The organism is Bacillus sp. REN10, assembly GCF_016820555.1.
Lineage (GTDB): Bacteria > Bacillota > Bacilli > Bacillales > Domibacillaceae > Bacillus_CE.
In genome coordinates this window covers 415374-436457 of record NZ_JADHDW010000002.1, presented here as the reverse complement: position 1 = coordinate 436457, position 21084 = coordinate 415374, and the positions used below count along the sequence as shown (strand labels likewise).

At 40.9% G+C, this 21084-nt stretch carries 20 protein-coding genes; 1 reads left to right on the top strand and 19 read right to left on the bottom strand.

Annotated elements, in window-relative coordinates; translation table 11 throughout:
• Positions 1 to 58: 58 nt before the first annotated feature.
• The 4 genes from glnA to hflX form a co-directional block, all read right to left on the bottom strand.
• The gene (gene glnA / locus IRB43_RS05395) at positions 59 to 1393 is read right to left on the bottom strand and encodes a type I glutamate--ammonia ligase (protein ID WP_203362407.1); all 1335 of its coding nucleotides are present in this window, start codon (positions 1391 to 1393) and stop codon (positions 59 to 61) included.
• A 47-nt stretch (positions 1394 to 1440) separates the two neighbouring features.
• Positions 1441 to 1845 (bottom strand): MerR family transcriptional regulator, encoded by a 405-nt coding sequence (locus IRB43_RS05390; RefSeq protein WP_203362406.1) that lies wholly within the window; start codon positions 1843 to 1845, stop codon positions 1441 to 1443.
• Between the two features lie 188 nt (positions 1846 to 2033).
• Positions 2034 to 3296: a methionine gamma-lyase family protein gene (locus tag IRB43_RS05385; RefSeq protein WP_203362405.1), complete on the bottom strand. Its 1263-nt coding sequence runs from the start codon at positions 3294 to 3296 to the stop codon at positions 2034 to 2036.
• 11 nt (positions 3297 to 3307) lie between these two features.
• Positions 3308 to 4588 carry a GTPase HflX gene (hflX, locus tag IRB43_RS05380; protein WP_203362404.1) on the bottom strand — a complete coding sequence of 427 codons (1281 nt, stop codon included), beginning with the start codon at positions 4586 to 4588 and terminating at the stop codon, positions 3308 to 3310.
• 174 nt (positions 4589 to 4762) lie between these two features.
• Between hflX and IRB43_RS05375 the strand changes: the two genes are divergently transcribed.
• Positions 4763 to 5365, top strand: coding sequence for a trimeric intracellular cation channel family protein (locus IRB43_RS05375; RefSeq protein ID WP_203362465.1), 603 nt, complete (start codon positions 4763 to 4765; stop codon positions 5363 to 5365).
• A 78-nt stretch (positions 5366 to 5443) separates the two neighbouring features.
• Here IRB43_RS05375 and IRB43_RS05370 read toward each other — a convergent pair whose 3' ends face one another.
• The 15 genes from IRB43_RS05370 to IRB43_RS05300 all read right to left on the bottom strand — a co-directional run bounded on the left by IRB43_RS05370 (position 5444) and on the right by IRB43_RS05300 (position 21006).
• Positions 5444 to 6097, bottom strand: a complete 654-nt coding sequence (locus tag IRB43_RS05370; protein ID WP_203362403.1) for a CoA transferase subunit B — start codon at positions 6095 to 6097, stop codon at positions 5444 to 5446.
• A 12-nt stretch (positions 6098 to 6109) separates the two neighbouring features.
• A complete protein-coding gene (locus tag IRB43_RS05365) occupies positions 6110 to 6799 on the bottom strand; it encodes a 3-oxoacid CoA-transferase subunit A (RefSeq protein ID WP_203362402.1) in 690 nt (229 codons plus the stop codon).
• An 18-nt stretch (positions 6800 to 6817) separates the two neighbouring features.
• Positions 6818 to 8341, bottom strand: a complete 1524-nt coding sequence (locus IRB43_RS05360; protein ID WP_203362464.1) for an acyl-CoA carboxylase subunit beta — start codon at positions 8339 to 8341, stop codon at positions 6818 to 6820.
• 27 nt (positions 8342 to 8368) lie between these two features.
• Complete coding sequence (locus IRB43_RS05355; RefSeq protein WP_481748116.1) at positions 8369 to 9151, bottom strand: enoyl-CoA hydratase; 783 nt, start codon at positions 9149 to 9151, stop codon at positions 8369 to 8371.
• A 5-nt stretch (positions 9152 to 9156) separates the two neighbouring features.
• Complete coding sequence (locus IRB43_RS05350) at positions 9157 to 10065, bottom strand: hydroxymethylglutaryl-CoA lyase (RefSeq protein ID WP_203362400.1); 909 nt, start codon at positions 10063 to 10065, stop codon at positions 9157 to 9159.
• 12 nt (positions 10066 to 10077) lie between these two features.
• Positions 10078 to 10290 carry an acetyl-CoA carboxylase biotin carboxyl carrier protein subunit gene (locus IRB43_RS05345; RefSeq protein ID WP_203362399.1) on the bottom strand — a complete coding sequence of 71 codons (213 nt, stop codon included), beginning with the start codon at positions 10288 to 10290 and terminating at the stop codon, positions 10078 to 10080.
• Between the two features lie 13 nt (positions 10291 to 10303).
• Positions 10304 to 11662: an acetyl-CoA carboxylase biotin carboxylase subunit gene (locus IRB43_RS05340; RefSeq protein ID WP_203362398.1), complete on the bottom strand. Its 1359-nt coding sequence runs from the start codon at positions 11660 to 11662 to the stop codon at positions 10304 to 10306.
• Between the two features lie 19 nt (positions 11663 to 11681).
• Positions 11682 to 13316, bottom strand: coding sequence for an AMP-binding protein (locus tag IRB43_RS05335; RefSeq protein ID WP_275296749.1), 1635 nt, complete (start codon positions 13314 to 13316; stop codon positions 11682 to 11684).
• A 23-nt stretch (positions 13317 to 13339) separates the two neighbouring features.
• On the bottom strand, positions 13340 to 14482 hold the full coding sequence (locus tag IRB43_RS05330; RefSeq protein ID WP_203362397.1) for an acyl-CoA dehydrogenase: 1143 nt from the start codon (positions 14480 to 14482) through the stop codon (positions 13340 to 13342).
• A 78-nt stretch (positions 14483 to 14560) separates the two neighbouring features.
• On the bottom strand, positions 14561 to 15196 hold the full coding sequence (locus IRB43_RS05325; protein ID WP_203362396.1) for a TetR/AcrR family transcriptional regulator: 636 nt from the start codon (positions 15194 to 15196) through the stop codon (positions 14561 to 14563).
• A gap of 219 nt (positions 15197 to 15415) precedes the next feature.
• Complete coding sequence (spoVK, locus tag IRB43_RS05320) at positions 15416 to 16351, bottom strand: stage V sporulation protein K (RefSeq protein WP_203362395.1); 936 nt, start codon at positions 16349 to 16351, stop codon at positions 15416 to 15418.
• 137 nt (positions 16352 to 16488) lie between these two features.
• A complete protein-coding gene (locus IRB43_RS05315) occupies positions 16489 to 17817 on the bottom strand; it encodes an alanine/glycine:cation symporter family protein (protein WP_238941807.1) in 1329 nt (442 codons plus the stop codon).
• A 95-nt stretch (positions 17818 to 17912) separates the two neighbouring features.
• On the bottom strand, positions 17913 to 18146 hold the full coding sequence (gene hfq / locus IRB43_RS05310; protein ID WP_094835547.1) for an RNA chaperone Hfq: 234 nt from the start codon (positions 18144 to 18146) through the stop codon (positions 17913 to 17915).
• Positions 18147 to 18185: 39 nt separating this feature from the next.
• Positions 18186 to 19130, bottom strand: coding sequence for a tRNA (adenosine(37)-N6)-dimethylallyltransferase MiaA (miaA, locus tag IRB43_RS05305; protein ID WP_203362461.1), 945 nt, complete (start codon positions 19128 to 19130; stop codon positions 18186 to 18188).
• A gap of 223 nt (positions 19131 to 19353) precedes the next feature.
• Complete coding sequence (locus IRB43_RS05300; RefSeq protein WP_203362394.1) at positions 19354 to 21006, bottom strand: glycerol-3-phosphate dehydrogenase/oxidase; 1653 nt, start codon at positions 21004 to 21006, stop codon at positions 19354 to 19356.
• Positions 21007 to 21084 lie beyond the last annotated feature (78 nt).

The following is a 21084-nucleotide window of genomic DNA, read 5'->3' as shown; positions in this document are numbered from 1 at the left end:
ATACAAAACTGCCCGATAAAAAACCCCTCAAAGCCTTATGGCTCAAGGGGTTTCTCTATTAATACATTTGCAAATATTGCTCGCGCTCCCAAGGGTGAACTTGTGTGCGGAACATATCCCACTCAATTTCTTTCGCTTCAATAAAGTGTTCTAAAATGTGTGCGCCAAGGGCTGATTGAATGACTTCATCTTTTTTAAGAAGTTCTAAAGCTTGCGCTAAAGTGGAAGGTAAATCTTCTACACCCTCTTGCGCGCGCTCTTCTAGATTCATCGCATAAATATTGCGATCAACTGCTGGAGGAGGTGTCATTTGATTTTTAATGCCGTCAAGACCAGCTTGTAAAAGGACAGCCATTGCTAAATATGGGTTGGCTGCAGGGTCGACACTGCGCACTTCTACACGTGTACTCATCCCGCGAGAAGCTGGAATACGAATAAGCGGACTACGGTTTTGTCCAGACCACGCAACATAACAAGGCGCTTCATATCCTGGAACTAGACGCTTGTAAGAGTTGACCGTTGGATTTGTAATCGCTGTAAACCCTTTCGCATGCTTAATTGTACCTGCAATAAATTGGTAAGCTGTTTCACTTAACTGCAACTCGCCATTTTCATCAAAAAAGGCATTTTTTCCTTCTTTAAATAAAGACATATTGCAATGCATACCTGAACCACTCACTCCAAATAATGGCTTCGGCATAAATGTTGCGTGCAAGCCATGCTTACGAGCAATCGTCTTAACAACTAATTTAAATGTTTGGATATTATCGCATGCCGTTACAGCATCTGCATATTTAAAATCAATTTCATGCTGACCTGGCGCCACTTCATGGTGGGAAGCTTCAATTTCAAATCCCATTTCTTCTAATTCCAATACAATATCACGGCGGCAGTTTTCACCAAGGTCTGTTGGTGCTAAATCAAAATAACCGCCGTTATCATTTAATTCAAGAGTTGGTTCTCCATTGGCATCTAGTTTAAACAAGAAAAATTCCGGCTCTGGTCCTAGATTGAAATTAGAGAATCCTAGTTCTTCCATCTCTTTTAAAACTCTTTTTAAATTATTTCGTGGATCGCCTTCAAACGGAGTTCCATCAGGTTTGTAAATATCACAAATGAGGCGAGCTACTTTTCCTTTTTCTGCTGTCCACGGAAAAACTACCCATGTATCAAGATCCGGATAAAGGTTCATATCAGACTCTTCAATTCGTACAAATCCTTCAATTGAAGATCCATCAAACATCATTTTATTATCCAGAGCCTTCTCCAACTGACTAACAGGGATTTCCACATTTTTGATTGTCCCTAAGATGTCTGTGAACTGCAAACGAATAAATTTAACGTTTTCTTCCTTTGCTAAGTTCATAATGTCTTCACGAGTATACTTTCCCATAAAAAATACTTCCTCCTCATTTTCAAATACAAGTTTATATCAAAAGATTAATGAAAAAAGCGATTTCTTTCACCATAAGGATACCCATTTCGATGAAAACGTCCCGCGTTAATTAATTCTTTACGCAACAATTTTCTCAGCTCCTCATCCGTGAAATTCTTTTTCTGCTCTTCCCCTTGTTCTTTTGAATTCTGGTGTGGTTCAAAATGTTTTTCATCTAGCAAAAGCTTCTTGATTCCTGCCATATTGATTCCTTGGTCCAGTAAATCTTTAATTTCTAATAATCGATCAATATCGTACAAAGAAAAGAGACGACGATTCCCATCTGTTCGTTCTGGTTGAATCAATTGATGTTCTTCATAATAGCGAATTTGCCTAGCGGATAAATCAGTCAGCTTCATCACTGTTCCTATTGGAAAAAGCGGCATCGAACGTCTAATATGACTGCTCATCTTGATCCCCCTTTCTCTTTCTGTTGAAAATTATATATCACGTCATAAAACTTGTCAAACTCATGTTAGGTTTTCTTACATGATTTTTTAAAGGTTTTATGAATCAATAAAATCCGCACGACGTTTTTATTCTTTTCAAAAAAAGCTAACCTCATCATCAGTCTATTGAGGTTAGCTTTGTGATCAAACTATATTAAGTTCTTTTCCATTAAATGATCAATAGCGCTACATACAGCAATTTTCACATGAGCATACGTTAATCCACCTTGTACGTAAGCAGCATATGGAGGACGCAACGGACCATCGGCAGATAATTCTATACTTGCTCCTTGCACAAAGGCGCCTGCTGCCATGATCACATCGTCTTCATACCCTGGCATATAGCTCGGATACGGGGTAACGTGAGAATTCACTGGAGAGGCAAATTGAATTGCTTGGCAAAATGAAACCATTTTATCGCGATCATTAAATTGAACCGCTTGAATTAAATCCGTCCGTTTTTCATTCCATTTCGGCATGGTTGTCATTCCGAGCTTTTCAAGAATAGCCGCCGTAAATACCGCTCCTTTTAAACTTTCGGCAACAACATGAGGGGCCAAAAAGAAGCCTTGATACATTTCCTGCAAGCTATAAAGACTCGCTCCCGCTTCCGCTCCAATACCCGGGGAAGTCATTCGATAAGAACAACTTTCTACTACCTCTTTTTTCCCAGCGATATAGCCACCTGTTTTCGCTAAACCGCCACCAGGATTCTTAATTAAAGATCCTGCTATTAAGTCCGCCCCTACATGACAAGGCTCACGATCTTCTGTAAATTCACCGTAACAGTTATCGACAAACACAATGATTTCAGGATTTATTTCTTTCACAAACCGAATCATCTCTGCTATTTCATCGATCGTAAACGACGGGCGAACCGCATACCCTTTCGAGCGCTGGATACCGATCATTTTTGTATTCGGTTGAATAGCGGCTTTAATCGCCGCATAGTCAGGATACCCATCATCTAATAATGATACGCTTTTATAGCTAATGCCAAACTCTTTTAGTGAACCATTTCCATTTCCACGAATGCCGACAATTTCTTCAAGCGTGTCGTATGGGTTCCCCGTGATATACAAAAGCTCATCCCCAGGTCTTAATACACCAAAAAGGGCGATTGAAATCGCGTGAGTGCCTGAAATGATTTGCGGTCGAACGAGAGCACTTTCCCCGCCAAATACTTCGGCATATATTTGCTCCAGCGTGTCTCTCCCTGTGTCATCATACCCATACCCTGTCGAAGGGGTGAAATGAAAGTCACTGACTTGGTGATTTTGAAAGCTGCGCAATACACGAAACTGATTGCTTTCTGCCTGACGATCAATCGCGCGGTGGACGTCGATGATTTGCTGTTCTATTTCTTCTACAATTGGCTGTATTTGCTTTCCATGCTTTAATAAATCAAACATAACAATCTCCCTTAATCCTTTGATATATATTGACTGATCTCTCCAAAGATAGGATGATCAATAAACGAATAACCTTTTACCATATACTTCTGATCCTCTTCTGCAAAGTTTATCTCCTCTAGCACCGTCTCAGTTTTCAATTGAGCAAGAAGCTTTCCTTCATAAGAGGGAACCATGGCATAATACGTGCTCATTTGCTGCTTCACTGCTTCTTCGATGTGCTTCTTCAATTGATCTTGGTCAGAAGCACTCAATGCGCTAATTAGCAAATGGTTCGCGTGTGAAGAAGGGACAAATTCCGGATGAACCGCATCTTTTTTGTTATACACTGTTAGCTCCGGTAAATGATCCATCTCTAGCTGCTTCAATAAGTCTCTGACTGTTTTTTGGTGCTGTGCATAATCAGGGTTAGAACTATCAACTACATGAAGAAGCAAATCCGCTTCTCTTACTTCCTCTAAAGTCGACCGGAACGCCGCGACTAAAGTCGTTGGCAAATCTTGAATGAATCCAACCGTATCCGTCAAGATCACTTGGTACCCGCTCGGTAAAATAAATTTCCTTGTCATTGGGTCAAGCGTAGCAAATAGCTGATTTTCTTCTAAAGAATCAGCAGCTGTTAATCGGTTAAATAATGTTGATTTCCCGGCATTTGTATATCCCACTAAAGCAATTTGAAACGTTTTGTTTTTCTTACGGCGATCGCGATACCGTTCACGATGTTCAACAATGATGTTTAACTGCCGTTTAATTTCATCAATCCGTCTTCGAATATGCCGACGATCTGTTTCTAGTTTCGTTTCACCAGGACCTCTTGTTCCAATTCCACCACCTAAACGTGAAAGAGCAGCCCCTTGACCTACGAGCCTCGGAAGCAAATATTGCAGTTGAGCCAGTTCCACTTGCAACTTACCTTCCTTAGAACGTGCTCGCCTCGCAAAAATATCAAGAATTAATTGTGTCCGGTCAATGACTCGAGCATTTAATTGTGCAGATAAATTCCGAATTTGACTAGGAGATAATTCGTCATTAAAAATAATTAAATCCGGCTCAAGTTGTTCTTCTAATTGATGCAGTTCCTCCACTTTTCCTTTTCCGATATATGTACTAGGGTGGATCCGCTCTCTTTTTTGGGTCAAAGTAGCGACCGGTTCTCCTTGAGCCGTGTTTGTCAACGACTTCAATTCATCCATAGAATAGAAAAAATGAAAATCGTCACTATGATTTAATTGACAGCCGACAAGGATCACTTTTTCTTGTTCATTTTTTTTCAATGATTTTCCTACTTTCATCAAATGTTCTATCCTTCATCTTAACAAAAATCATTCCAAAAAACTATTCACAGGGAAAAGAAATCCACATGACACTTAAATAAAGCTTTAATAAAGCTAGCATTTCGAATTACTTCATAATATAATGAATTGTCAATTAATTAATTTTCGCGCAAAGGACGATAGATAATGGAGATGACATGGGATATTTTCACAATTATCGGTACGATTGCATTTGCGATTTCAGGTGCAATTGTCGCGATGGAAGAAGATTATGATCTATTCGGGGTATATATATTAGGCATGATTACAGCTTTTGGCGGAGGAGCCATCCGTAACTTATTGATTGGCGTACCCGTTTCTGCTCTATGGGAACAAGGAGACTTTTTTCAAATTGCCTTATTATCGATTACAGCTGTCGTTTTATTCCCTAATAATTTATTAAAGCATTGGCATGTGTGGGGTAACTTTTCTGATGCCATCGGTTTATCCGCTTTTGCTATTCAAGGAGCTTTATACGCGACCAATATGTCTCATCCGCTTAGCGCCGTTATTGTGGCAGCTGTTTTAACAGGAAGCGGCGGCGGACTTGTTCGTGACATATTAGCTGGAAGAAAACCAGCCTTGTTGCATAATGAGGTCTATGGTGTATGGGCCGCTTTAGCCGGTGCTTTAATTGGATTAAATTTCGCTCATTCCCCCACTGGTTTATTTGCAGTGTTTATTATGATTACTGGTCTTCGAATCGCCTCTTATAAATATCAATGGAAGCTCCCGAAAAGAGCCATTCATCATTAAAAGGTGCCGCTTATAAAACGGCACCTTCCCTTCTGCTATCGATGCAGAACTTCTTTCAGTCAATGAAAGAGCTCTCTCTTAGTAAGCATCTAATATAACATCATCCGCAACAGATATCTCTGCTTCTGTGCAATTTAAAATATCTTCTACTGAATAACCACTCGCCACTTCAACTAGCTTCAAATGTGAACCTTCGACATCCATCACCGCACGATCAGTAATGATTCGTTGCACAACTCCTTTTCCCGTCAGCGGAAGTGTGCATTCTTTTAAAATTTTCGATTGCCCATGCTTATTAACATGGTCCATAATCACAATAATTTTTCTAGCCCCATGAACAAGGTCCATTGCTCCGCCCATGCCTTTAACCATTTTCCCCGGAATCATCCAGTTGGCCAAGTCTCCAGCTTGCGAGACCTCCATTCCGCCAAGAATAGCTACATCAATATGTCCTCCGCGAATCATAGCAAAGGATTCCGCACTATCAAAAAATGAAGCACCTGGTATGGCTGTGACCGTTTCTTTTCCTGCGTTAATTAAATCAGGATCTACCTGTCCTTCTTCAGGATAAGGGCCGATACCAAGCAGACCATTTTCTGATTGCAAAACGACTTGCTTATTATCAGAAATATAATTAGCAACAAGTGTCGGGATTCCAATTCCCAAATTGACATAGTTTCCATCTTCAATTTCTTTTTCTGCACGTCTTGCAATTTTTTCTCTACTGTTCATCTTTTCCCCTCCTTACTTGCGAATCGTTCTTTTTTCAATTCGTTTTTCTTGATCTCCTTGAATTAGCGCTTGTACATATATGCTAGGAGTATGAATTGAATCAGGATCTAATTCCCCTGTTTCCACGATTTCTTCCACTTCAGCAATCGTCACTTTGCCAGCTGCGGCAATCATCGGGTTAAAGTTACGAGCTGTTTTATTGTAAACGAGATTTCCCATGCGATCCGCTTTATAAGCACTCACTAAACTAACATCTGCTACTAACGCTTCTTCTAGCAAGTATTCTTTCCCGTTAAACTTACGCACTTCTTTCCCTTCAGCAATCGGCGTTCCAACACCAGCTGGAGTGAAAAAAGCCGGAATTCCCGCTCCGCCTGCACGGATTTTTTCAGCTAATGTTCCTTGAGGCGTTAGTACAACTTCAATTTCACCTGCGAGCATTTGCCGTTCAAACTCTTTATTTTCTCCTACATATGAGCCAATAATTTTCTTAATTTGCTTATTTCTTAAAAGTAATCCCAGTCCCCAGTCATCGACGCCACAGTTATTAGAAATTACCGTTAAATCCTTTACTCCTGAATGAGCAAGTGCTTGAATTAAATGTTCGGGAATACCGCATAATCCAAAACCGCCTACCATTAATGTCATACCATCTTTAATCTCGGACACCGCTTCACTTACATCAGTATAAATCTTTTTCACCCCGCATCCCTCCTTTTGTTATACTGGATTGACTCCGTGCTTGCGATCTGTGAAGTGCAAATATTTCGACATATACATTTCTAATCTAACAGACAACTCATCCCGAAGCTTATTTGGTTCGACAATATCATCAATGATCAGCTCTGACGCAAGATGGTAAATATCAATATCTTTTTTATATTCTTCTCTTTTTTCATTAATAAAAGCGGCACGCTCCTCTTCTGGAAGAGCCGCGATCTTATTAGCATATACAGCATTGACAGCCGCTTCCGGTCCCATAACAGCAATTTGTGCTGTCGGGAGAGCGATACAGCAATCCGGCTCAAATGCTGGACCTGCCATCGCATAAAGTCCCGCACCGTATGCTTTTCTAACAACGACCGTCATTTTCGGCACCGTTGCTTCACTCATCGCGAAAATCATTTTCGCTCCATGACGGATAATGCCCGCTTTCTCCACATTCGTACCAATCATAAATCCAGGAACGTCGGCGAGGAATAACAATGGAATATGGAAAGCATCACATAAACTGATAAATTTAGCTGCTTTATCTGCTGAATCATGGAATAGCACTCCGCCTTTTACTCGCGGCTGATTGGCAATGATTCCGACCGGTTGGCCATTAATTCGCGCTAATCCTGTAATTAATTCAGAAGCAAATAACTTCTTAATCTCGCAAAAACTATCTTCATCAATCAAGCGGTCAATGAGCTGATACATATCAAAAGGAGCATTTTGATTCTTCGGAATCAGCTCTTCAATCGTTTTTTCAAAAGCGGCTGGAGCTTTCGGTGAAGCTGGATCAGGTTTTTTTGTATAATTTTCTGGGAAATAAGCTAAATATTTACGAGCATATTTAATCGCTTCCTCTTCTGTTTTCGCCAGTACATCCCCGCACCCTGAAACGGAACAATGCATTTTCGCCCCGCCCATTTGTTCCAATGTCACCTTTTCACCAATGACCATTTCAGCCATTCGCGGAGACCCTAAGTACATGGAGGCATTTCCTTCTACCATGACGACGATGTCACAAAAAGCAGGAATATAAGCGCCACCAGCTGCAGATGGACCAAACAATAAACAAACTTGAGGAACTTTTCCAGACATTTTTACTTGATTATAAAAAATGCGTCCCGCTCCTCTTCTCCCTGGGAACATTTCAATTTGATCGGTAATACGCGCGCCAGCTGAATCAACAAGATACAACATCGGGCAGCGAAGCTTTTCAGCTGTTTCTTGAATACGAATGATCTTTTCAACCGTGCGTTTGCCCCATGACCCTGCTTTTACGGTTGAATCGTTAGCCATCACACAAACCGTTCGACCATTAATTTTGCCAATTCCCGTTACAACTCCGTCCGCCGGCAAGTCTCCGGCCATCACATTAGCAAACATTCCATCCTCTACTTGAAGATCATCATCGAACAAGAGACGAAGGCGGTCACGAACAAATAATTTGCCTTGTTCTTTATTTTTCGCATGATATTTCTCTAATCCACCCTGTAAAACGGATTGTTTCTTTTCCTCATAAGGTGTTTTCATTTCTGTTTCGTTCATCACTGCTTCTCCTCACTTTCCTTGATATATTGGCGGACGTTTTTCCGCAAAAGCGCGCAGTCCTTCCAAACGATCTTCTGTCGGTATTAACGAATTGTAAGCCAGCTTTTCTATTTCAAGTCCAGTCGCAAGCCCTACTTGCATGCCGTTATTGATCGCTGTTTTCGCCTGGATTAACGCGAGCGGTGCGTTTTTGACCATTTGTTTCGCTAAATTTAACGACCATTCCAACACATCGGTCGGCTGTACAGAGTACTCGACAAGCCCGATTTGCTCTGCTTGATCACCTGTTAAGCGTTTCGCTGTAAAAATCAGTTCCTTCGCTCTTCCAAGACCGATTAGTCTCGGCAATCTTTGAGTACCACCAGCTCCTGGAATAATAGCAAGCGATGTTTCCGTTAATCCTAGCTTTGCTTCCTTTGAAGCGACACGAACATCACAAGCTAACGCTAATTCTAGTCCTCCACCAAAAGCAACACCATTAAGAGCAGCAATGACAGGTTGCGGCAAAGCTTCTACTTCATTTACAGTAGATCCAATTAGAGCCACCGTTTGCTTCACTTCCGAGTCAGACATTCCTTTTCTTTCTTTTAAATCAGCACCGGCGCAAAAAGCTTTTTCTCCCGCTCCTGTCATAATAACTGCACGTACATCACGGTCGTGCTTAATCGTATGCAACGTATCATGCATGTCATATAAAAGTTGTTTAGATAAGGCGTTGGCTGCGTCTGGCCGATTTAAAGTGACAATCGCAATGCCATCTTCTCTTTTTTCCAATGTAATCGTTTCACCCAAACCGCTCATCCTTTCTCCACTTTTCTAAAGATATCCATTTGTTTACTATGAAGCGGCTTTGCTACGATCCTCTCTAGCAGTTCTCCCGCCTGTAAGAGTTCGTCCATGTTCACACCCGTTTCGATCCCCATTGCATTAAGCATATATAAAAGGTCCTCCGTCGCTATATTCCCTGAAGCACCTCTAGCATATGGACAACCACCTAACCCTCCTAATGCACTGTCAAACGTCGTGATCCCCATCTCTAATGACTTTAGCACGTTAGCTAAAGCAGTACCTCGTGTATCATGAAAATGCATCGCCAACTTCTCTGCTTGAAAAATGGGTAACATTGTTTCTAGCAATCTTTCAACTTGAGTTGGCACGCCCACTCCAATCGTATCACCTAAAGAGAGTTCATCAATTCCCATTGAAAATAGCTGATCAGCCACTTGAACGACTTGCTCTGGATTTACTTCTCCCTCATAAGGACAAGCGATAACGGTTGATACATACCCGCGAACCGTTTTTCCAGCCCCCTTCGCTTCTTTGACTACCTCCGCTAATACAGGGAACGTTTCATCAATGGTTTTGTTAATATTATTTTTATTATGGGATTCACTAGCTGACATAAAAACACTGACTTCATCCACATCCACTTTCAGGGCAGCTTCAAGTCCTTTCATATTAGGAACAAGAGCCGCATATGTAACACCTGGTTTTCTCTTGATCGCAGATAGTACATCAGAAGCATCAGCTAGTTGCGGAATCCATTTCGGATGAACAAAAGACGTTACTTCTATATAAGAAAGTCCACTCTCGGACAATTGGTTAATCCAAGCGACTTTATTCTCTGTACTTACGTGATGGGGTTCATTTTGAAGCCCATCACGCGGTCCAACCTCTTTAATCGTTACTTTATTCGGCAGTTTCACTCCATCCGCCTCCTATTCAATATCGACTAGTCCGTCCGCCTCATTTACGAAATCTCCCTCTTGAATATGAACTTTCTGGACTACACCATCTTCTTCCGCCGCAATTGGTATTTCCATTTTCATTGATTCTAAAATCACGACATCTTGCCCAGCTTTCACTTCATCTCCCTCGCTCACTAATACTTTCCATACGTTCCCTGCCATACTTGCCTGAATTGTTGTCATATAAAACTCCTCCTTATTTTGCTGATGTTAGTTCTGGCAAATAATACTCATCTACAAATTGGGTGGTTGTATAACCTTTTAAAAATTGTTCATGGCTGATCGTTTGAATCAGCATCGGAATATTCGTTTTGATTCCTTCAATCTTGTATTGTTCGAGCGCCTGTTTTAAACGCTCACAAGCCTCTTGCCTTGTTTCTCCCCAAGCGATCAATTTACCAATCATCGGGTCATAAAACGGCGTCACTTGTGAACCTTGTTCGATGGCACACTCATTGCGAATGCCCTCTCCTTCAGGTAGCTGGAAAACCGCAATCTTTCCAGGAGATGGGAAAAAGGTTTTCGGATCCTCCGCATAAATTCTCACTTCAATCGCATGGCCTTTTCGCTTGACTTCTTCTCTTGTAAGAGAAAGCTTCTCTCCAGCAGCCACTTTTAATTGCTCTTCCACAAGATCCAACCCTGTAATTTCTTCTGTTACAGGATGCTCCACTTGCAGCCTTGTATTCATTTCAAGGAAATAAAAATTTTGCTCTTTATCTACTAAAAATTCGATCGTGCCAGCGTTCGTATAACCGATATGCTGTGCGGCTTTCACAGCAGCATCCAGCATTTTTTCACGCGTTTTCTGGCTAATAAAAGGAGATGGCGCTTCTTCAACTACCTTTTGATTACGCCGCTGAATGGAACATTCTCTTTCCCATAAAGGAATCACTTCTCCATGTGAATCAGCTAAAATTTGCACCTCAATATGATGCGGCTCTTGAATGTATTTCTCTAAAAACATCGCTCCATCACCAAAGAAAGATTCAGCACGTTTTTTATTCCCTTCAAAAGCTTTGCCGAGTTCTTCTGGAGAATGAATCAGTTGCATGCCGATTCCGCCACCGCCTGCCGAAGCTTTCAGCATTAACGGGTAACCGATTTTCTCAGCGGCCGCTTTCGCTTCTTCTTCATTCGCAAGAGGAACATCTACTCCTTCGATAACAGGAACACCCGCTTCTTTCATCGTTTTACGAGCTTCAATTTTACTTCCCATAGAAGCGATGATCGTTGGGGAAGGACCGATAAATGTTAATCCTTCTTCCATACATTTTGTTGCAAATGCAGCATTTTCAGAAAGCAGTCCATAACCAGGATGAACGGCCTCTGCTCCGCTTTCTTTCGCAACACGAATAATTTCATCAGCATTTAAATAACTTTGATTCACCGGAGGCTTTCCGATACAAAACGCTTCATCCGCTTGACGAACAAACAGAGAACTTGCATCTGCTTCCGAGTAAACAGCAACCGTTTGAATACCTAGCCTTTGACAAGTGCGAATGACTCGAAGTGCAATTTCGCCGCGATTCGCAATAATGATTTTTGAAAACATAAAGATCGCCCCTTTTCCGTTATGTCAATAAGCTGAGTGACTGTTCCCGCAGCTTAAATTTTTGGATTTTTCCCGATGCGGTCATTGGGTATTCCTTCGTAAAAACGATATGCTTTGGAATTTTGTGGCGTGAGATCTTCCCTTTGAAATATTCTTTAATCTCTTCAACATCCGCTGTTTCTCCTTCTTTCAAAATGATCCACGCCATCACTTCTTCTCCATACTTTTCATCTGGCACGCCAATGACTTGTGCATCAAGAATTTTTGGGTGTGTATATAAAAACTCTTCAATTTCACGCGGATAAATATTTTCACCGCCGCGAATAATCATATCTTTCAAGCGACCAGTAATTCGAACGTAACCCGTTTCGTCCATGACGGCCAAATCTCCTGTATGAAGCCAGCCTTCTTCATCGATCGCCTCGTAGGTTGCATCAGGATTGTTATAATAGCCTTTCATGACGTGATACCCTCTCGTACACAATTCTCCTTGAACCATTGGAGGAACCCCTTCGTTCGTTCCCGGTTCAACGATTTTCACCTCTACATTCGGAAGGGCGCGGCCCACCGTTTCGACCCGAAGCTCGACTGGATCGTTCACTCTTGTTTGCGTAATAACTGGTGAAGATTCTGTTTGCCCGTAGCAAATCGTGATCTCTTTCATATTCATTTTGTCCATGACGGATTTCATCACTTCTACCGGGCAATTGGAGCCAGCCATAACTCCTGTTCGCAACTGAGATAAATTATATTTTTGAAAATTCGGATGATTCAATTCAGCAATAAACATCGTTGGCACTCCGTGTAATGCTGTGCATTTTTCTTTCTCTACCGTTTGCAACACAGCTTCTGGATCAAATTCTTGAACAGGTACCATCGTCGCTCCTACCGTTACACAGGCGAGTGTGCCGATGACACAGCCGAAGCAATGGAAAAATGGAACAGGGATGCAAAGACGGTCCGCTTCCGTTAATTCCATGCAGCTAGCAATATTAAAGGCGTTATTAATTAAGTTGCTATGCGTCAGCATAACACCCTTAGGAAAACCGGTTGTTCCGGAAGTATATTGCATGTTAATGACGTCATGAGGATCAAGGGATTTTGTGCGTTCATCCAGCTCGATCTCACTTACTTGATCAGCCATATTTAAAATATCCGCCCAACTAAAAGCGCCATTGTACTCCTTCTCACTTAAAACGATGACATTTTTCAAAAGCGGCAGCCGCTTCGATTGCAACTTTCCAGGCTCACAAGTGTGAAGCTCCGGACAAAGTTCATAAATGGTATCAATATATGAGTTCCCACGGTAGTCTTCAATTAAAATTAACGTTGTACTCTCGGATTGATTGAGTAAATACTCCAATTCTGCTGTTCGATAGTTCGTATTCACCGTGACAAGAACAGCTCCCATTTTGCCTGTAGCAAACTGAAGAGTCACCCATTCAGGTACATTCGTTGCCCAAATGGCCACATGTTCTCCTTTATCAACTCCAAGAGCCATTAATCCTTTGGCCGCTTTACGGCACAACTCATCAAATTCACTGTACGTATAGCGCAGATTGCGATCAGAGTACACAAGCGCTTCATGCTGTGGAAGTTGTTTAGCTCTTTTAGTAAGTAATTCCCCTACAGTTTGGTGAATCAATTCCGTCATAACATCCTTCCTCCTCTTTTCAATTAGCACCCTAGATGACGAGCAATGACCAGTCGTTGAATTTCCGATGTTCCCTCTCCAATTTCAAGTAGCTTTGCATCGCGTAAATATCTTTCTACATCATATTCGCGCATGTAACCGTATCCGCCATGAATTTGAATCGCTTGGTTGCTTGCGCGGAAGCTTGTTTCTGATGCAAATAGTTTCGCCATCGCCGCTTCCTTGCCAAACGGTTTGCCTTGATCTTTCAGCCAAGCGGCTTTGTGTACAAGATTGCGGGCAAGTTCAATTTCTGTTGCCATATCTGCTAACTTAAACTGAATCGCTTGGAATTTGGAAATAGATTGACCAAATTGCACTCGTTCTTTTGAGTATTGCAATGCTTTTTCAAAAGCCGCTTGAGCAATTCCTACCGCAAGCGCGGCAATAGAAATTCGGCCACCATCTAGCGTAAACAAAAATTGACTGAATCCTTTTTTGCTGTCACCTAACAAGTTTTCCTTTGGCACGCGAACATTTTCCAAAACAATTTCACAAGTGTTGGACCCACGAACGCCCATTTTGTCATAGTTACAAGAGATCGTCACTCCTGGTGTATCTGCCGGAACAATAATAGCGGATACAATGTTTTTGCCGTCTTCTCTTTTTCCTGTAACCGCCGTCACAATAATTTGGCGAGCATAACCAGCGTTTGTAATCCAGCACTTTTCACCGTTAATGACGTACTCATCGCCATCAAGCACCGCTTTCGTTCTCGTTCCGCCAGCATCTGAACCAGCGTTAGGTTCCGTCAATCCGAAAGAACCTAATGTTTCTCCTTTCGCCATCGGCACGAGCCATTCCTGCTTTTGTTCTTCCGTTCCGAAATAATAAATTGGACTCGCACCTAAACTGATGGCTGCCGCATAGCTTAAACCGGTTCCTCCGCAAGCTTTCCCGATTTCTTCAACCGCAATCGCATAGGAAACAGTATCCCCACCAGCTCCACCGTATTCTTCTGGGAATGGAATGCCCAACAATCCAAGCTCAGCCATTTTTTGAAATGTTTCAAAACGAAACTCTGATGTTTCATCCAAATGTTGCGCATAAGGTTTGATTTCCTTTTCTGCAAAATCCTTCACCATTTCTTTTAACATTTGCTGTTCTTTCGTTAATTCAAAATTCATTATTGCTCCCCCTTTGTTTTCAATGGATTGAAATTGTACAGACTAGTCGGTCTCTTATTGGCGTTTTAATAGCCAGCTTCAATTAACCGGCTGACTGTTAAGCAAGTATTTTGTTATAGTTGGATCTTTTATGCCTTGTTCTGTCACTAAAGCATGAACGAGTAAATCGTTAAAAATCTCCCCAATTTGTTCCATCGTTAACTTTCCATCTTTTTTAAACCATTTATACGTCCAATTCACCATGCCGATAATGGCCATTGTAGATATTTCCGCGGGCACTTCCTTACGAAAATCGCCGCTTTCTTGCCCCTCCTGTATCACTTGTAAAATCACTTTTCGGTATGCATCTCGCTTTTCATTAATCTGCTGCTCAAAATCCCCTTTTAAATACGTACTTTCTTGATAAAAAACCGTGATATGAGGTTTATAAAGATCGAATACTTTCGTAAAAGACATAATGATTGCACATAATCTCGAAACGGGTGTGTTATAATTGTCATACGCTTCTTGGGCACGATCTAAGACATAGGAAATAAAAACGTCATGAATATGGTATAACAATTCATCCTTCGACTTGAAGTTGTGATAAAATCCCCCCTTCGATGTTCCGCATTCTTCCACAATTTGATCTACTGTTACCCCGTGATACCCATGTTTCTCAAACATAACAAGAGAAGTATCAACAATTCTTTGCTTCAAATTTTTTTTTGTCATAAAGACCATCCTTTAGCTTCATATTATCATAATCTTCACATTATTGACAAACAATTTATCAGAAAATAAAAAATAATAAGTAATTCAAACTACTATCTATCCTACTATATATGTATTTATTTATTTTGACCAGGTCGTGATATGTCACAAAAAGTCTGACTGTACCAATATGAATAGTTCAGTCAGACCCTTTTGAGATCATCACTTTATATACATCCATTAACAGATAATATCTTTCGAACGAATTAACATCAGCTCTTGATAGTGATAGTTGCTTTCCTTCAATAGCCTAACCGCCTGTGCCCGCACGGCTTTCTCTATCAAATTTCGTACATATCTTCCATTGGAAAAGGAGGAAGTGTTTTTTTCTTTCACTAACATAAAATGCTCCCGCATCTTCATCTTCGCCTCTGGGCTGAATTGATATTGTTTTTCTGCCGCAATTTTCTCGGCAATCGCCATTAATTGATCCGGCTCATAATCAGGAAACTGAAAAACAAACGGAAAACGGGATTCTAACCCTGGGTTTAAAGTGAAAAAATAATCCATTTCCCTTGGATAACCAGCTAAAATTAAAATAAAATCATTTTGTTTATCCTCCATATGTTTCACGAGTGTATCAATCGCTTCCTTACCAAAATCTTTCTCGCCGCCTCGTCCTAATGAATACGCTTCATCAATAAACAAAATGCCGCCCATTGCTTTTTTGATTAAATCCCTTGTTTTTTGTGCGGTGTGCCCAATATATTCTCCGACTAAATCCGCTCGTTCCGCTTCAATTAAATGACCTTTAGATAATACTTTCATTTCAAAAAACAACCGCCCAATAATGCGCGCTACCGTTGTTTTCCCTGTACCAGGATTACCTTTAAACATCATATGAAGCACTTGGCTCCCGGACTTTAACCCGCTGGCTTCTCTTTTTCTATTAATGTAAATCCAGGCATATATTTCTCTAATCATTTTTTTTAACTCATCGAGCCCTACTAAGGCGTCGAGTTCATTTTCAATACTTTTCAAGACGGCATGTTCATTAGAATTAGACCATTCAAATGGGTTTTCATTACGGCTCGGCTGTTGTTCAATCCGATCAGCTTTTGTATGCAGCACAACTTTAATTTGACCGCTCTCTTTCACTCGTATTGGCTGCTTCATCTTGACCACCCCATCAACTTTGACGTAATTCGTCGCAATCTGTCTCAATTTGCGCTTACCCGAGAAATTATTTCCCTCTACCCATTCTATTCATGAAAAAATCAAACCATACATAAAAGACAGCCGCAGCTGTCTTTTCATTCATATAAATTTCTGTAATCTACTAAAGAGCTCTGTACTACCTTGCGTAAATACCATAAACCGATTAAGTTAGGAAGAATCATCAGACCGTTGAAAAAGTCCGCCAGCTCCCAAACTAAATCCACTTGATGAATCGAACTTCCGATCACAATGAATGCCAGCACAATCACTCGATACGGTATCACACCTTTGCCTTTCCATAGATATTTGATATTTAATTCTCCGAAATAAGCCCAACCAATAATGGTTGTAAAGGCAAAAAACAATAGACAAACCGCAATAAAAATTTGTCCGGACATACCAAAGCTAGAAACAAAGCTTTGTTGCGTGAGAGCAATCCCTGTTTCACCAGTCTGATAGGCACCAGATGCTAAAATAACTAAAGCTGTAACGGTACAAATGATAATCGTGTCAATCAATACTCCTAAAATCGCAACGAGACCTTGCTCTGCCGGATGGCGAACATTTGCTGTTGCATGGGCGTGAGGAGTGGACCCCATTCCAGCCTCGTTAGAAAACAGTCCGCGCGCTACCCCGTAACGAATCGCTTCCTTAATAGTAGCTCCAAGCACTCCACCGCCTGCTGCCTCCAATTGAAAAGCCGATTTAAAGATCATTTCAAATACAGGGATGATTTCGTGTTTAAATTGAAACAGTAAAATGATGCTCCCAATAATATATAAAAGAGCCATAAAAGGAACTGTTTTCTCTGCAAAAGAAGCAATTCTTTGAATACCGCCAAACAAAACGAAACCAACTAATAAAGCAATAATGATACCGATATAAATAGACGGAACTGGTAATATACCTTTAAAACCAGCCGCGATGGAATTCGATTGTACCATGTTTCCAATAAAGCCCAATGCTAAAACAATAAATACCGCAAACAAGATTGCCAGTTTCTTACTGCCGACTCCCTTATCTAAATAATAGGCAGGACCGCCAAGATACTCTCCATTTCTTTCTTCACGATATTTTTGGGCAAGTACCGCTTCGGCAAAAATCGTCGCCATTCCTAAAAAGGAGCTCACCCACATCCAAAAGATCGCTCCAGGCCCCCCGGCCGCAATCGCTGTCGCTACACCAGCAAGATTTCCTGTACCGACTTGTCCGGCTACCGCAGTTGACAATGCTTGAAATGAAGAAAGACCGCTGCCTTCTTTCGGGTCTTTCTTAAACACTACTTTGAATGCACGGGAAATTTGAGTCAATTGAACAAATTTCAACTTGAACGTATAATACACACCCGTTCCAAGCAGAGAAATGATTAATACCCATCCCCATAAAAATTCATTAATAACTGATACTGCTTTAAACAAATCCAATATAATCTGCTCCTTACCATAGTTGTCTATCTATTTTACATGATTTTAACGAAATAAAAAACGTGTACATAGTAAATGTACACGCTTCTATTTGTTTATTCTTGATCATCTAAAGAAATTTGCACGTTTCTTTGAGGAGCAAAAGTAGAAATTGCATGCTTATACACTAATTGTTGCTTACCATCTGATTCAAACAAAACCGTGAAGTTGTCAAAACCCTTTATATAGCCACGTAATTGAAATCCATTTAACAAGAATACCGTAACCATTGTAGCGTCTTTTCTTAATTGGTTTAATATTTGATCTTGGATATTGATGCCTTGTTTCATGTTTAATCCTCCTCTTTCTATCTGTACTTTAGTATACTTCTATTTCAAATGCAGCTTTCCTGCTATGAAATCCGAAATTTCGTTAATTTTTTTTGAGCGATTTTGCTCTTCCGACAAATCAAACCAATGTACATCCATTTTATTGTGAAACCAGGTTAATTGGCGCTTAGCGTATCGTCTGGAATTTTGCTTCAATTGCTCTACCGCTTCTTCCAAAGTAACTTCTTTGCGAAAATAGCTAAACAGCTCTTTATATCCTATAGCTTGAACAGCTTGTCCTTCTCTGATACCTTCATCCCACAACTTTTGTACTTCTTGAAGCAGACCTTCCTCCATCATCTGGTCAATTCTAGCATTAATTCGCTCGTACAAAAGCGCTCGATCCATTGTTAACCCGATGATGACTGTATCATATAACAGATCTGGTTGCTGTTCTGCCTGATAATCCGACATTTTCCTACCGGTTGTCCGATAAATTTCTAATGCCCGAACCACCCGTCGCACGTTATTCGGATGAATATGGCTAGCCGCTGCTGGATCAACAAGCAACAATTCTTCATAAAGCGCTTGCTTCCCTCGACGGTCTGCCTCCTTTTCAAGCTCAAGACGAAGTTGCTCATCCTTTCCCTTATCAGAGAAATGGTAGTCATAAATCACGGATTGAATGTAAAGCCCCGTTCCGCCAACAATCATAGGCAAGCTTCCTCTTTCCGAAATATCGGTGATCTTTTCTCGCACAATCGCTTGAAATTCAGCAGTTGAAAAAGATTCGTCTGGATCTTTAATATTTAACAAATGATGAGGAATCCCTTCCATTTCATTTTCTTTAATTTTAGCGGTCCCGATATCCATTCCGCGATAAATTTGCATGGAGTCGCCACTAATAATTTCTCCATTAAAGCGGTGGGCCAACTGGATGCTGAGAGCGGTCTTGCCAACGGCTGTTGGACCAATCAGCACGATCAATTTTTCTCGATGTTGCAATCTCTTCACTGCCTTTATGCTTTTCTCTTATCGTATCATATGTTTCGATACTTGTTGAGGATAATAATCCATTCTCACCACTTTTTTCACTTCTAAACATAAGATTTTATGAAGCGATAAAGTTAACTTTATACAAATATCCTCTGTACTTTAAGCTAAATAAAAAAGAACGATCCAAAGATAAGATGTTCCCCCTATCGGATCGTTCTTTTTATTTACATCATTATGGCTGAATTTCTACGGGTGTTTCAGCATCTTGAATTTCTTGGTCTAATTCAGCTTCATAAGTAGCTAACGTTTGCTCGTCCCAGTCAAGCAATTGTGCCATTAGCTGAATGACTGGTTTTTTATATGTTTTTGCCCATTCAATATTGAAAAATACGGCACCAGTGCGGCGAATGAAAAAGTCCACCGGTTTCGCGATCATCTCATGTTTAACTGTGTAAACAACTTGAGCATAAATATCTGGCGGTAAAGCTTGCTGCTTGTTAGCAGCTGCAATGTTAAACAATTCATCGACATTGGAACCATACATTTGAGTCAGTTTTCGTCCTTGTTCTTTCGTTAAACCGAAAGCAACCGCCTCATTTTCTTTTTTATGAACGAAGAATTCAAAGTTACTAGAACCTCCTACATCTCCGCCTGAAATCGGCATGTGAAGCGTTTGAACGGATTTAAAAGATTTGCCTTCTTCAGCCGTTAAGCGTTGCGCCACTAAATCAACAACCGTTTCTGCCATTTTCCGATACCCTGTCAATTTACCGCCAGCAATCGTAATTAGCCCGCTATGCCCTTCCCAAATTTCATCTTTACGAGAGATTTCAGAAGGGTCTTTTCCTTCTTCATAAATTAACGGACGAACCCCCGCCCAACTCGATTCCACGTCACTAGCTTCCACTTTTACTTCAGGGAACATGTAGCGGATTGCCTTTAAAATATAGTCTCTATCTTCAGCTAACATTTTCGGGTTCGCTGTATCTTTATCAAAGAAGGTATCTGTTGTTCCTACATACGCTTTGCCATCACGAGGAATCGCAAAGACCATCCGGCCATCTGGTGTATCAAAGTAGACGGCCTGACGAAGAGGAAACTTCGACTGATCAATGACAATATGCACACCTTTTGTTAATCTTAAATTTTTATTATTCATTGAGTAGTCTTTTTTGCGTACTGAATCTACCCATGGGCCAGCAGCATTGACTACTTTTTTCGCGCGAATATCCACCATCTTACCTGTTAATAAATCTTTCGCCTGGACCCCGACTACTTTCTTTTGATCATAAATAAAGTCTTCAGCTTTCATGTAGTTGATCGCAAGAGCGCCTTCTTCTACGGCTTTTTTCATTACTTCAATCGTAAGTCGAGCATCATCTGTTCGGTATTCTACATAATAGCCTCCGCCAACAAGACCCTCTTTCTTCACTAATGGCTCTTTATTTAATGTTTCATCGGCTGATAGCATTGTTCTTCTTTCTGATTTTTTAACGCCTGCTAAAAAGTCATACACTCTTAAGCCAATGCCTGTTGAAAATTTGCCGAACGTTCCACCCTTATGCAGTGGAAGAAGCATCCATTCCGGCGTCGTTACATGAGGACCATTTTCATACACAACGGCTCTTTCTTTTCCGACTTCAGCGACCATTTTCACTTCAAATTGTTTTAAATAACGAAGACCGCCGTGTACCAGTTTTGTTGAGCGACTCGATGTACCAGCGGCGAAATCCTGCATTTCTACTACAGCTACCTTCATGCCGCGCGTCGCTGCATCTAGTGCAATACCAGATCCCGTAATTCCCCCACCAATCACGACTACGTCATATGTCATTGTTTGCAGTTTATTAATGATGTCATTTCGCTGTAAATTTGAAAACGCCATCTTACTTCCCTCCATTTATCTTGTCTTTACACCGTGAAAAAACAAAAAGAGACCTATCATAGGCACAGCAAATTCTCG

Bases quoted from the DNA above. Each gene is read 5' to 3' on its own strand.
- IRB43_RS05360 (WP_203362464.1), bottom strand. From the start codon at position 8,341: ATGAAAACACCTTATGAGGAAAAGAAACAATCCGTTTTACAGGGTGGA.
- glnA (WP_203362407.1), bottom strand. From the start codon at position 1,393: ATGGGAAAGTATACTCGTGAAGACATTATGAACTTAGCAAAGGAAGAA.
- hflX (WP_203362404.1), bottom strand. From the start codon at position 4,588: ATGAAAGTAGGAAAATCATTGAAAAAAAATGAACAAGAAAAAGTGATC.
- IRB43_RS05345 (WP_203362399.1), bottom strand. From the start codon at position 10,290: ATGACAACAATTCAGGCAAGTATGGCAGGGAACGTATGGAAAGTATTA.
- IRB43_RS05325 (WP_203362396.1), bottom strand. From the start codon at position 15,196: ATGACAAAAAAAAATTTGAAGCAAAGAATTGTTGATACTTCTCTTGTT.
- IRB43_RS05300 (WP_203362394.1), bottom strand. From the start codon at position 21,006: ATGGCGTTTTCAAATTTACAGCGAAATGACATCATTAATAAACTGCAA.
- IRB43_RS05330 (WP_203362397.1), bottom strand. From the start codon at position 14,482: ATGAATTTTGAATTAACGAAAGAACAGCAAATGTTAAAAGAAATGGTG.
- IRB43_RS05375 (WP_203362465.1), top strand. From the start codon at position 4,763: ATGACATGGGATATTTTCACAATTATCGGTACGATTGCATTTGCGATT.
- IRB43_RS05335 (WP_275296749.1), bottom strand. From the start codon at position 13,316: ATGACGGAATTGATTCACCAAACTGTAGGGGAATTACTTACTAAAAGA.
- hfq (WP_094835547.1), bottom strand. From the start codon at position 18,146: ATGAAACAAGGCATCAATATCCAAGATCAAATATTAAACCAATTAAGA.
- IRB43_RS05340 (WP_203362398.1), bottom strand. From the start codon at position 11,662: ATGTTTTCAAAAATCATTATTGCGAATCGCGGCGAAATTGCACTTCGA.
- IRB43_RS05390 (WP_203362406.1), bottom strand. From the start codon at position 1,845: ATGAGCAGTCATATTAGACGTTCGATGCCGCTTTTTCCAATAGGAACA.
- IRB43_RS05370 (WP_203362403.1), bottom strand. From the start codon at position 6,097: ATGAACAGTAGAGAAAAAATTGCAAGACGTGCAGAAAAAGAAATTGAA.
- IRB43_RS05385 (WP_203362405.1), bottom strand. From the start codon at position 3,296: ATGTTTGATTTATTAAAGCATGGAAAGCAAATACAGCCAATTGTAGAA.
- spoVK (WP_203362395.1), bottom strand. From the start codon at position 16,351: ATGAAGCAGCCAATACGAGTGAAAGAGAGCGGTCAAATTAAAGTTGTG.